Here is an 11,685-nt window from a genome sequence, read left to right as displayed (position 1 = left end):
CCCGACGGGGCCGAGCAGCGCCACGGATGTGAACACGTTCGTGGACCAGACGCGCATTGATCGGCGCTACAGTCGAGGGAACTGGTGCAACCAGCCGGGCGGGATTGGAGCGCGTCCGCAGGCTGACCCGGCGCCGGGTTTTGATGCCTTTGTGTGGATCAAGCCGCCCGGGGAGTCGGATGGCTCCAGCAGCCTGATCCCGCAGGGGCCGAACAACCCGACGGGCAAGGGCTTCGATGAAATGTGCGATCCCAACTATGGCGGTAATGCCATGAACAACTATCAGCCGACGGGGGCGATGCCGAACGCGCCGGTGGCCGGGGCCTGGTTCCAGGCGGGCTTCGACACCCTGGTCCAGAACGCCTATCCGCCCTTCTAATAAAGGGGCGTTCGGCCCGGGAGAAGCTGGTCTCATACAGAATCTCTTTCTCCCGGGGACTCCTCGTTCGGTCAGAGGCGGGTGCCGTGGCTGACTCCTCCGGTTCAGTCACGGCACCGCCTTTTTTGGGAGCGCTGCCGCTCTCCTGTCCTCGTCCTGACTTCCCCGGCCCCAGGCCCTCTTCCCGCCCCTTGCTCTTGACAGCCAGGCCCTTGTGAGTGTACCCTGAATATGGGTGACTGGTCGGTCATTAATCAAAAAGAAGGGGACACGGCAGTCGAGAATTGTCGAACCAGAGGAGGCGAGGTCATGCCGAAGATCGTCGATGAGCAGACGCGCGAGGCCACGCGCCAGCGCATTTTGCGCGTAGCAGCTAGCGAGTTCGCCCGCCTGGGTTTTGAACAGACCAACATTAACCTCATTGCCGAGCAGGCCGGCATCGGGAAAGGCACGATCTATCTCTATTTTGAAAACAAGCGGGCATTGTTTCTGGAGATGCTGCGCTTTATTGCCCAGGCCCACCTGCGGGAGATCCGCGCTGCCTTAGTGACGGGGGATTCGTTACGTCAGCGCCTGGAGGCTCTCTTTCTGGCCTTTGTCAGGCTGGCGGAGCAGGAAAGCGATAGTTTCCATGTCTTCATGAGCGCGCTCTATGGGGTCAACCGCATCTTCCAGCAAGAGGCTGCGGCGCTGCTGAGAGAGTACGTCGCAGCAATTGCCCATCTGCTGGCCGAGGGTCGGGCCTGTGGTGCAATGAAAGTGCCAGAGCTGGAAGCCAGCGCGCTGATGGTCTTGTCGGTCACCGAATCCTACGTTCTGGCTGCGCGCGTGCTTGGATATCCTGCCTCTGTGCTTGCCAGCCAGGCTGGAGCGGTGGCCGACTTCGTCTTACATGGCCTCGGGACCTCCGACAGCCATTCTGGTGAGCGTGAGCAAGGAGAGTAAAGGCGAGGGCTTGTCTCCCTTCCCCTTCTTTTATCCCTTATTTTGACTGACTACCCACCCATCATGAAAAGGAGGCAGATAGTGCATGCTGACTGATTGGCTGACCGTTCTCCTTCAGGGCTGGAGACCTCACGGGCGTCGGGAGAGCCGTGAGAAGGGGGTAGAGCGTCCTCATCTGCTCTGGAAGTGGCTGCTACTCAGCACGGCCATCGGTCTGGTAGCTGGCCTGGGGGCCATCGTCTTCTTCGAAGCCATCCAGCTGGCGAGCGCCTTTTTCCTGGGCCTACTGATTGGCTATCGACCGCCTGATCCGGCGGGGGAAGGCAGCACGGCCTGGGCCCCGCTCTGGGCGGCGTCCCGTCCCTGGCTTCTGCCGCTGGTGACGACCGGTGGCGGCCTGCTGGCCGGTCTGATTGTCTTTCGCTGGGCGCCTGAGGCCGAAGGACATGGAACCGATGCGGCGATCGCGGCCTTTCATCAGGGCAGGCCGATCCGGGCGCGGGTCCCCCTGATCAAGCTTATCGCTTCGGCTATCACCATTGGATCTGGAGGTTCCGGTGGGCGTGAAGGGCCTGCTGCCCAGATCAGCGCTGGCTTTGGCTCTTTACTCGCTAAATTCTTGCATCTCGATGCCTACGAGCGTCGCCTGGCGATCGCCACGGGGATCGGGGCCGGCATTGGAGCAATCTTTCGGGCGCCGCTTGGGGGGGCTGTACTCGCTGCGGAGATTCTCTATAAAGAGGATCTAGAAGTTGAGGCGCTGCTCCCGGGACTGATCGCCTCGATTGTTGGATACAGCGTCTTTGGCGTCTTCTCAGGCTGGAGTCCCATCTTTGCCGTCCCCGCCAACCTGGCCTTCAGCTCGCCTCTACAGCTGCTGTGGTATGGCCTGCTTGGTGTGCTCTGCGGGCTAGTTGGGCGGGCCTATGCCACAGGTTTCTACGGCCTGACGGCTCTCTTTCATCGTCTGCCATGCCCGCGCTGGCTCAAACCGGCCCTGGGCGGCCTGCTGGTGGGACTCATCGGCCTGGCGGTTCCCGAGGTTCTGGGTATGGGCTACGGTTGGGTGCAGCTCTGGATGGGGCCGGGCCTGATTGCGTGGCCGCTCTGGGTGCTGCTAGCGCTCCCCTTCCTCAAGATCCTGGCGACTGGTCTCTCTATTGGCTCGGGTGGCTCGGGTGGGATCTTCGGCCCTGGCATGGTGATTGGGGCTGCCGTCGGGGCGGCATTTTGGCGCCTGCTAGCTCCCCTGGTGCCGGGCTTGCCGGGGGTGCCTGCGCCGTTTGTCATCGTAGCGATGATGGCGCTCTTCGGCGGGATCGCCCATGCGCCGCTGGCGGTCATGCTGATGGTCGCTGAGATGACCGGCAATCTTTCGCTTCTGGCTCCGGCCATGCTGGCCGTAGGGATAGCCGTGCTTATCGTCGGCGAGCAATCGATCTACAGCAATCAGCTGCGAACACGGGCCGATTCGCCAGCGCATCGCCGGCGCTGGTCGTGGCCCCTGCTCTCGCTCCTCCAGGTCCGGCAAGCGCTGCTGCCTCCTCAGCCTGTGCTAAGCAGTGACCTATCGCTCTCCCAGGCCGAGTCGTTGCTGAGGGAGTGGAAGATCGACAGTGTGGCTGTCCTCGATGAGCGGGGGATCTGGCTGGGCAGGCTGACGCTGGCGCAGGTGCTGGCGGTGGCGGCTGCCGAACGGGAGCAGCGGCGCGTGGCAGAGTTGCTTGAGCCAGGTCAGGCCCTGGCGGTGACGCCCTCTGACCCGCTTGATCGGGTGCTGGCCCTACTGCTCGAGCAGCGCTGCGATTGGTTACCGGTAGTGGAGGAGAGGGCTGGCTCCAGCTATCTGGTAGGCTACGTTTCTGCTCGTTCGATCCTGCAGGCCTATCAGGCGGCGCGCGCTCCCCAGGTCCAGCCCCCTGGGCCTGGGGCTGAACCTGGACTGCCGCCTTCGTCCGTCCTGGCACTCACCGGCACAGATGGAAAGCCAACCAGCGTTGGTCGGCAGAAGGCTGAGGAAAGCCTCTCGCTGTGATCCCGGACAGGCGGGCCAGGATGGTGCCTGACCTGACCTTGACTGCTCGTGGGCGCGGGTCTTCGCTGGTTGCTATAGTATGTTCTGAGTGAAGAAGTGAGAACAAGCAGTAGATCGTCTGGTCATGGCCAGTCCAGCCGCGGCGGTTCTGTCTACCAGGCGGTCCAGGTCTGATGAGAAAGGAGTGAAAGAGAAAGCATATGCGCCATATCTGGAACTGGCGACGATGGCTTGTGCTACTGGTCTCCCTGGCCCTCGTGCTGGCAGCCTGTGGCGGGTTGGCGCCGGCGCAGACTTCGGCCCCCGCCGGGTCCCAGACCGTGGCAATTACAGAGCGTGACTTTGCGATCCAGGCCTCGCTGACCACTTTTAAGCCTGGCGTCTCCTATCACTTTGTGATTACCAATCAAGGGATGGTGGCCCACGAGTTTCTCATTATGCCGCACAGCATGGGTTCGATGGCGCAGCATATGTCAATGGATGAGATGCACCATCTGGCTCTGGCAGCGGTGGAAAACATTCCACCTGGAGCCACTGTGACCCTCGATTATACCTTTCCCCGCTCTGCGGCTGGCTCACATCCCGAATTTGCCTGTTTTCTGCCAGGGCACTATGAAGCCGGCATGAAGCTAGCCGTCTCTGTTCAAGGCTGATAGAGCCTGGTCTGTTTGATTGCCTGCTGGCTGCTCTGACAGGAAAGATGGCCAGGCCAGAGCAGCCAGCCAGACCGACGGGCCACTCTGGGCAGAGCTGTGCTTGTCGCTGGCAGCCGGCGATGCTATAATCCTTGTGGCGAGAACTTGCCGCATCGACAGGCAGCAATGTCCAGCGAGCGCAGCCGCCCCGCCCCTGACTTGCTCTCTGAGTGACCTTACTGCCTGCTTGCATGCGAAGCGGAGGTGTCATGACAGCGCACGATCCTCAAGGAGAAGGAGCGCCGGAGCAAGGGCAGGGGGAGCCAGTCCCCTCGGCCTTTCCTCCGATCGTTGCTGATGTCACCTCAGCGCTCTTCCGCCAGTTCCTCGACCTCCTGCCTGATGCCCTCATCGTTGTAGACGAGCAGGGGTATCTTGTCCAGGTCAACGCCCAGGCTACGACGGTCTTTGGCTATAGCCGCGAGGAGCTGCTCGGCCAATCGCTGGATCTTCTCCTGCCGGAGCGCTTCCGCGAGATCCATCGTCGGCATGCCGCCCACTACTTTAAAGCCCCGCGCCTGCGTCCGATGGGCATCGGCTTACGCCTTTTTGCCCGTCGCAAGGATAACAGCGAGATCCCGGTGGAGATCAGCCTCAGCCCCTTGCGCGTCGGCGAACAACTCTATGTCATTGCTGCCGTACGTGACATGACCGCCCAGCGCCGGGCCGAGCGCGAGAAGGCCCTCCTGTTGCAGAATCTGAGCGTGCAGGGCGAGCTGCTCAATCAGGCTTACGACGCCATTATTGTGCGTGATCCTCTTGATCGCATTCTGCTTTGGAATCGCGGAGCTGAGCGTCTCTACGGGTGGCCTGCGCAGGAGGCTCTTGGGCGCATCAGCACGCGCCTACTCAAGACTGGCTTCCCCGAAGGAGAGGTGGCGGTGCGGACCGTGCTGGAGCAAAACGGTCAATGGGAAGGGGAACTGACTCAGGTCTGTCGTGATGGGCGCCTGGTCGTGGTCGAGAGCCGGCAGGCCCTGGTGCGCGATCAGCAGGGCCAGGTTCTGGCTACCCTGGAAATCAACCGTGACATCAGCGAGCGGCGCCAGCGCGAGCGCGAGACGCAGGCCATGCTGGCGGGCCATCTCTCACTGCTGGAGCAGCTTTTTGAGGCCCTGCCTTTTGCTGTGGCCCTGGTGGCCGGGGAGCAGGCCCGTCTCCTGCTGGCCAATCAAGCCGTGCGCCGGGTCTGGGGGACCGATTGGCCACCGGGTCTGCCGTTTCTGGAATTTCTGCAGAGGCATGGCATTGTCATCAGCGATCAGCGAGGCAAGGCTTTGACGCCTGAAGAGCTGGTCACGCTGCGTGTCCTGCGCGAGCAACAGGCGATCTCGCTCTATCAGGAGCAGGTGCGCCGTGCCGATGGGACCCTCCTCCCCGTACTGGTGAGCGCTCTGCCGCTGCATGTCCCTCCCGAGGCTCTGCAAGGCGAGCGGTTGCGCCAGTGTGAGCCGGGGGAGCCGCTCGCTCTGGTCATTCACCAGGACGTGACGCCCCTCAAAGAGGCCGACGAGCTGAAGGATGAGTTCATCAGCATCGCAGCTCACGAGCTGCGCACGCCCCTGGCTGCTCTGACCGGCTATGCCGAGATGCTCCTGCGCCAGACTGAGCGCGGACACGGTCCTCCGCTGGCCACCTGGCAGCGGGAGGCTCTGGAAGAGATCCAGCAGGGCACGGCGCGTCTGGTTAGCCTGACCGAGGAGCTACTCGATCTCAGTCGCCTGCAGGCCGGACGCCTGCAACTGCAGCGCCTGCCGGCGAACCTGGTCCCCCTGGTGCGCCAGGTGGTGCGGCGCCTCCAGCCAACGACCGCGCGCCATCAGCTAACGGTGCAGGCGCCAGCGGAGCCGCTAGTGGCCCTGATCGATCCCCATCGCCTGGAGCAGGTCCTGACCAATCTGGTGGAGAATGCCATTAAATACAGCCCCCAGGGTGGCCCGGTTGAGGTCAGGGTGGCGCCCGAGCGCGATGGGCGGGCAATTTTGATCAGCGTCCAGGATCATGGCATCGGCATCCCGCGTCATCAGCAGGGGCAGATCGGCGGGCGTTTTATGCGGGCCGAGAATGCCCGCGCCTGGGGCATCGAGGGAACCGGCCTTGGCCTCTACCTGGCCCGCGCCCTGGTAGAACAGCATGGAGGCCGTCTCTGGTTTGAGTCGGAGGAGGGACAAGGCTCGACCTTCTTTGTGCGCCTGCCGCTCTTGCGTGAGGAGAGCGAGGAGGGCTGTGAGCAGCGGCTGGATAGCGAGGCCAGCGCGGCGACGCCAGGCCTACCGGAAGCCGGCGCCTGATAGTGGACTGGCACCGGACAGAATGATCAGCACCAGAGTGAGCAGAAAGGTGGGAGCTGGCCGCCGCCTTTCCTTATTGCGTGGTACAGTTCACAGACAAAAGCGAGCGCCTGGACTGAAGGATGGTCCAGGCGCTTTCTGCTGTGGGGCTTGTCGGGAACCTGTGCCTCAGCGACTGAGTGATCAATCTGCTAACGGTCGTAGATCACCAACATGACCAGGCCGCCCATCTCGCTCGCATTCTGCCCTGGATTCATCAGGTGCGAGAGGATGTGACAGTGGAAGGGGTAGATGCTGCCCGGCGCGGCCCAGGCCGTAAAGATCAGGTCGTAAGTCTCGCCGGGGGCGACTTGCAGGGTATCGCGCTGATAGGGCTGCGTGAGCGGGTGGCCGTCCTGGGCGATCACGGTGAAGGTGTGCCCGTGCAGGTGCATCGGGTGGATGCTCAGCGTATCGGCCCCGATCAGGCGCAGGCGCACGGTCTGGCCATGCTTGACGTGCAGCGGCTGGGTATCGGGAAAACTCTTACCATTGATGACATAGTAGCCGCCGGGCAGCGTGCCGATGAAGGCCGTGTAGTCGACGTCGGCATGGACCTCCGCGCGGGCCTGGGGCGAGCCGGGACGCGGGTCAACGATGAAGGCCCCATAGCAGCCGCCAGCTATTTCATTCAGGTCGTTATAGTGGCTGTGATACCAGTGGGTGCCGACGTCCTGGTCGTGGACCGTGAAGTCATAGACATAGCTCTGGCCTGGCTGAATCGGCTGCTGGCCGAGGCCGGGTACGCCGTCTTCCTGGCTGGGCACCTCCAGACCGTGCCAGTGGATGCTGGTGGCCTCATGGAAATGATTAATGAAGGTAATGCGCACGTGGTCGCCGGCGGTGACGCGGATCATCGGCCCTGGTACGGTACCGTTGATGGTGTAGGCTGGCACCCAGCTACCTTTAACAACCTCCCAGAGCACTTGCTCGGCGACCAGGGTGAAGTGTTTGGCACCGTCAGGATCGCGCACGTAGGGGGCGAGCTGATTGCCCTGGCTCTGGGTCGCCCGTGGCAGAGCCGCGACTGTGGCAGTGGCATTGGCGTCCTGGCCGCTCGTGTTCATGCTGCTCATGCCACTCATGGTGGTGCTCTGATCCGAGCTGGTGCTGCTTGTGGCGCTCCCGCCGCTGGCAAGGGTACTGCCGAGGCCAAAGCTGAGGACGGCCACCATGACGAGCAAGGCAGCGACCAGAACGGCCAGCGGAGCGAAGACCCGGCGCCAGGGATAGGCGGGCTTCGGCTGGCGACGACGCACGAAGACGACGTGGCCGCTTCCATCTGCGAGCTGGCGGTAGGTCTCCGGGCGATAGCTGCCTGCCTCCAGGATGATTGGCCTCGCTACCGAGGCCGGCGGCCGCTCCGGCTCCCCCGCCTGGGCTATACCATTGCGCTGGGTTGGCGCTTGCTCGTCTGGGCCGGCTTCGGGAGAAGCAGAGGCGGCTGGCTGCGTTTGAGTCTCCTTGACGACCTCTCCCCTTTCTTGCGATGCCATGGTACTGCCTCCTATCTATGGACAGGGATAGTTTTAGCGCTTTGACTGGCTTCAGCATCTGAGCTGAACGATCACGCCTTGTATGTTCTGGCTTGCGGGCCGATCTGGTAGGCTGGCTGGAATCAGCTCAACAGGATCAGATCAGCTCGCATTGAGAACAGTAGCGCTGCCGGGTGTCAGCCCCCTCACAAAGCCGGCTCCCGTTCTCTCAAAGGCATCACAGCTCAAGCACAGGTCTCGGTCGATGATCGGTAATGGCGGCGACTATCACTGAGGCCGCGGCTCCTGCTGTGTGTCGTATAGTCATACTTGCTTGAGGGGTAGGGGTGGGCCGAACCGGGGAGGGGAGAGAGAGGAACACGGTCGTAGTGGGGGCCTGTGACGCTCCTGTGATGAGGACGAAGGTGGCCGAGAGCCTCTCGTGAGAAGTGTGGGCTATATTCCCTTCTGGAAGCGGTGGTAGGGGCTGGAGATGGAGGAGGCCAGGGAGTGGCTGGGATGGAAAAAAGGGAAGAGGGGGTAGCGGTAGCCCGATCGCTGATGCTCTCCGCTGTTCGCCCGGGCGGCGCAGGCGCAGCCAGCCGTCGGAGGCGGGCAGCGGAGGCCGCGCGGCGTGGGCCATCGCATCGGACTTATGAAGAATCGCTTGTTCGCACTGATACAGGAGGGAGGACCACCTATGAAAATTATCGGTGTCTTGAAGCCGCGCTCTGTTACTCAAATTCCTGAGCCGCCGCTGGCGCGCTTCCTCTTCGCCGATACGCGCATCGCCTGGCTGTGGCTGCTCGTGCGCCTCTACGTCGGCTACGAATGGCTGACCGCCGGTCTTGAGAAGCTCACCGGCTACAACTTCGCCTTTGGGACCGGCTTTGGCCAGCGCGTCAGCAGCCCGTGGATCTTTAGCGGCCATGATGGGGTCGCCCTGCAAGGCTTTGTCAAAGGGGCGTTAGCGCTGAGCAGCGGGCCGCATGCGGCAGTGCAAGGCTGGTACGCGGCCTTCTTGCAGCACGTTGTCCTGCCAAACGCTGGCCCTTTCGCCTACGTGGTGACCTTTGGCGAGGTTCTGGTTGGTCTGGGCCTGATCTTCGGCGCCCTGACGGGTATCGCGGCCTTCTTCGGCGTCTTCATGAACCTGAACTTCATGCTGGCTGGGGCGGTCAGTATTAACCCGATCCTGGGCACGCTTGGACTGCTCCTGATGCTGGCCTGGCGCATCGCCGGCTACTATGGACTCGATAGCCTCCTGCTGCCACTGCTGGGCACACCGTGGACTGGCTCGCTGCTCAGCCGCCTGCGCGCGCAGCGCACAGAGCCGCTGGAGGCTGGAGCTGGCGGTCGCTAGTTGGGGCTGCGGATCTGCCGCTGCGCTCAAATGCAGGGCATGCTAGCAGGCACGAGAGCCGGGGGTGATCACCCCCGGCTCTCTCTTTGTCTTCTCCCTGGTCGGGGTCGGGCCAGTGCCTGGGAGGAGCGAGCGAGCTGTGGTCAGCTTACGAGGCGAGGTCTTCGGGAGCAGCCAGCATGTAGCCAACGCCGACCTTGGTGCGGATATAGCGCGGGTGAGCCGGGTCGTCCTCCAGCTTGCGCCGCAGGCGATTGATATTGACCTGCAGCATATGGCTCTCACCAACGTATTCCGCTCCCCAAACGCGCTCTAAGAGCAGGTCCTGCGTCACCACGCGCCCGGCATGTTGCGCCAGATAGGCCAGCAGCCGATACTCGGTCGGTGTCAGCGCGATCTCGTGCCCGGCGCGCGTGACCAGGTGGCGCGTATCATCGATGGTCAAATCGCCGACCGTAATAATCGAGCGCAGCCCGCTGACGCGCTCGCCGCTGCTAAATTGGGCGCGGCGCAGCACGGCGCGCACGCGGGCCAGCAGCTCCTCAATGCTAAAAGGTTTCGTCAGGTAATCGTCAGCGCCCAAATCCAGGCCGCGCACTTTATCCTGATCCTGGCCGCGGGCCGTCAGCAGAATGATGGGCACGCCGGAATACTCGCGCACTCGCTGACAGACGCTGAAGCCATCCAGGCGGGGCATCATCACGTCGAGCAGGATCAGGTCCGGCTGCTGCTCCTTAAATACGGCCAGGGCCTGCTCGCCGTCACTGGCGGTCAGGACAGCGTAGCCTTCCAGCTCCAGGTTGCGCGAGACCAGGCGCAAGAGATGCGGATCGTCGTCAACGCACAAGATTGTTATCTTACGCACCATGCTCCTGTTATCCTCCTCTTACGAGCGCGTTGTCGGATCGGGGGCGGAGAGCGGCGGTGAGGGTAGCTAGCCGGCTCGCCAGGGCCCGGTCCGACGCCAGCTCAGGCTGCCGGCGTGATGGCTGGCAGCAGCAGATGAAAAGTGCTGCCCTGCTCCGGCTCGCTCTCGGCCCAGATCTGGCCCCCCTGCAGCTCGACCAGATACTTGCAGAGCGTCAGGCCCAGTCCCAGGCCGTCGACCTGACGTGCCAGGCCAGTATCGCCGCGGTAGAAGCGCTGGAAAATCTGCGGAAGCTGCTCCGGCGGGATGCCGCGCCCCTGGTCACTGATACAAATCTCTACCGCGGGCGCCAGCTGGCTGGTTCCGGCGGCAGAGGCCGGCTGCGGGCGCAGAACCACGCGGATCTCGCCCCCGGCGGGCGAGAAGCGAATGGCGTTCTCCAGCAGGTGATCAAGGATCTCGCGCAGACGGCGGCGGTCGGCCAGCACTGAGGGAATGCTCTCCGTTGGGACCCCACTTGCATCGAGCGGCACCACCTGGAAGGCAAATATCTCCTTTTGCTCGGGCGCCAGTCGCTGCGCGGCGGCCAGCAGGGCCTCGTGCACTACACTGAGCGGGTCAACGGCGGTCGGCTCCAGGCGTAGCAGACCGGCCTCCAGCTCGCTCAGCTCCAGAAAGCGGTCGCAGAGCTGAATCAGGCGATCGCCGGCTTCCTGAACGGTTTCCAGTAGCAGGCGGCGCTCAGCCAGGGGCAGGCGACGCTCGTGGCGCAGGAGGGTCGAAACGGAGGCGCTGATGATCGCCAGAGGGCTGCGCAGCTCGTGGCTGAGCGTGGCCAGCAGCTCGCTCTGAGGACCAGCTGGCGTGGTCCGGCTTGTAGGCGTTGGCGACGCCTGTCCAGCGCCAGTCAGCAGCTCGGCGAGCAGGGCCTGACGCACCAGGGCGGTGAGCAGGTGCTGATTAGCGGCGATGAGGGCCGTACTCTCCCTCAGCCAGCCATCAAACAGGGCTGACTGGCTCGCACGTCCTAACAGTGCCAGCAGCGCGGGTCTGGCTGCGGTAGGATCTGCCTTCTCTGCTCGCAGCGTCACCAGCGGCAGATGCAGCAGCAGCCAGCCTGTCTCGGCAGTCTGTACCTGGCTGTGGCGCAAGGCTTGCTCGCCAGCGCTGAACCTGGCCGGTGTGGGCGGACTGCCGGCGCCGGCCACACTGACCAGCGCCCGGGCCTGCTCCTCTTCGAGGCGCTGCGCCGCCAGCAACTGCAGCTTCTCCGCCTGTTGCGGAGCTTCCTGAGAGGTGTCCCAGTGCAGGAAGAGGGCACCGTGCTCGGCGGCTGTCGCCTCACGCAGGGTCTCCAGCAAGGCGGCGGCCACCTCTGCCAGCGGCGCCGTTGCCAGTGCCGGTAGCAGGGTCAGCAGCTCCCTCTGAAGAGCCGCGGCCCGCTCCGCCGGCGCAGCTTCATCGGCAAACAAAGAGCGATCACGATAGCTCATAGCGGCTCCTCTCCTGACTCCCTTCCCCGCTGGGCGCGCTATCCCCTGCTGAGGTGGCGGGAGGCGCGCCTGAGCAAGCCGAGCGGCCCAGTTCTCTCCTGT

At 63.6% G+C, this 11,685-nt stretch carries 9 protein-coding genes; 6 read left to right on the top strand and 3 right to left on the bottom strand.

Annotated features, from left to right (window positions below; all coding sequences use genetic code 11):
• The 5 genes from KTAU_RS12650 to KTAU_RS12630 form a co-directional block, all read left to right on the top strand.
• A partial coding sequence (locus KTAU_RS12650; RefSeq protein WP_174844067.1) for a glycoside hydrolase family 6 protein occupies positions 1-379 on the top strand: 379 nt, incomplete at its 5' end.
• Between the two features lie 309 nt (positions 380-688).
• The gene (locus tag KTAU_RS12645; RefSeq protein WP_170293266.1) at positions 689-1,324 is read left to right on the top strand and encodes a TetR/AcrR family transcriptional regulator; all 636 of its coding nucleotides are present in this window, start codon (positions 689-691) and stop codon (positions 1,322-1,324) included.
• Positions 1,325-1,409: 85 nt separating this feature from the next.
• Positions 1,410-3,359 (top strand): chloride channel protein, encoded by a 1,950-nt coding sequence (locus tag KTAU_RS12640; RefSeq protein ID WP_151728708.1) that lies wholly within the window; start codon positions 1,410-1,412, stop codon positions 3,357-3,359.
• Positions 3,360-3,559: 200 nt separating this feature from the next.
• On the top strand, positions 3,560-4,012 hold the full coding sequence (locus KTAU_RS12635) for a cupredoxin domain-containing protein (RefSeq protein WP_151728707.1): 453 nt from the start codon (positions 3,560-3,562) through the stop codon (positions 4,010-4,012).
• 251 nt (positions 4,013-4,263) lie between these two features.
• Complete coding sequence (locus KTAU_RS12630; RefSeq protein ID WP_170293265.1) at positions 4,264-6,345, top strand: PAS domain-containing sensor histidine kinase; 2,082 nt, start codon at positions 4,264-4,266, stop codon at positions 6,343-6,345.
• 191 nt (positions 6,346-6,536) lie between these two features.
• Here the strand turns inward: KTAU_RS12630 and KTAU_RS12625 are convergent, their stop codons facing one another.
• Positions 6,537-7,880 (bottom strand): multicopper oxidase family protein, encoded by a 1,344-nt coding sequence (locus tag KTAU_RS12625; RefSeq protein WP_151728705.1) that lies wholly within the window; start codon positions 7,878-7,880, stop codon positions 6,537-6,539.
• 679 nt (positions 7,881-8,559) lie between these two features.
• Here KTAU_RS12625 and KTAU_RS12620 point away from each other — a divergent pair.
• Positions 8,560-9,222: a DoxX family membrane protein gene (locus KTAU_RS12620; RefSeq protein WP_151728704.1), complete on the top strand. Its 663-nt coding sequence runs from the start codon at positions 8,560-8,562 to the stop codon at positions 9,220-9,222.
• 148 nt (positions 9,223-9,370) lie between these two features.
• Here the strand turns inward: KTAU_RS12620 and KTAU_RS12615 are convergent, their stop codons facing one another.
• Positions 9,371-10,090, bottom strand: a complete 720-nt coding sequence (locus KTAU_RS12615) for a response regulator (protein WP_151728703.1) — start codon at positions 10,088-10,090, stop codon at positions 9,371-9,373.
• A gap of 101 nt (positions 10,091-10,191) precedes the next feature.
• Positions 10,192-11,583 carry a sensor histidine kinase gene (locus tag KTAU_RS12610; RefSeq protein WP_170293264.1) on the bottom strand — a complete coding sequence of 464 codons (1,392 nt, stop codon included), beginning with the start codon at positions 11,581-11,583 and terminating at the stop codon, positions 10,192-10,194.
• Between the last annotated feature and the right edge of the window lie 102 nt (positions 11,584-11,685).

It is taken from the genome of Thermogemmatispora aurantia (genome assembly GCF_008974285.1).
Lineage (GTDB): Bacteria > Chloroflexota > Ktedonobacteria > Ktedonobacterales > Ktedonobacteraceae > Thermogemmatispora > Thermogemmatispora aurantia.
Note: the sequence above shows the minus strand (reverse complement) of the source record. Positions and strands in the feature narration are given on the sequence as shown.

Bases quoted from the DNA above. Each gene is read 5' to 3' on its own strand.
- KTAU_RS12635 (WP_151728707.1), top strand. From the start codon at position 3,560: ATGCGCCATATCTGGAACTGGCGACGATGGCTTGTGCTACTGGTCTCC.
- KTAU_RS12625 (WP_151728705.1), bottom strand. From the start codon at position 7,880: ATGGCATCGCAAGAAAGGGGAGAGGTCGTCAAGGAGACTCAAACGCAG.
- KTAU_RS12615 (WP_151728703.1), bottom strand. From the start codon at position 10,090: ATGGTGCGTAAGATAACAATCTTGTGCGTTGACGACGATCCGCATCTC.
- KTAU_RS12645 (WP_170293266.1), top strand. From the start codon at position 689: ATGCCGAAGATCGTCGATGAGCAGACGCGCGAGGCCACGCGCCAGCGC.
- KTAU_RS12620 (WP_151728704.1), top strand. From the start codon at position 8,560: ATGAAAATTATCGGTGTCTTGAAGCCGCGCTCTGTTACTCAAATTCCT.
- KTAU_RS12630 (WP_170293265.1), top strand. From the start codon at position 4,264: ATGACAGCGCACGATCCTCAAGGAGAAGGAGCGCCGGAGCAAGGGCAG.
- KTAU_RS12610 (WP_170293264.1), bottom strand. From the start codon at position 11,583: ATGAGCTATCGTGATCGCTCTTTGTTTGCCGATGAAGCTGCGCCGGCG.
- KTAU_RS12640 (WP_151728708.1), top strand. From the start codon at position 1,410: ATGCTGACTGATTGGCTGACCGTTCTCCTTCAGGGCTGGAGACCTCAC.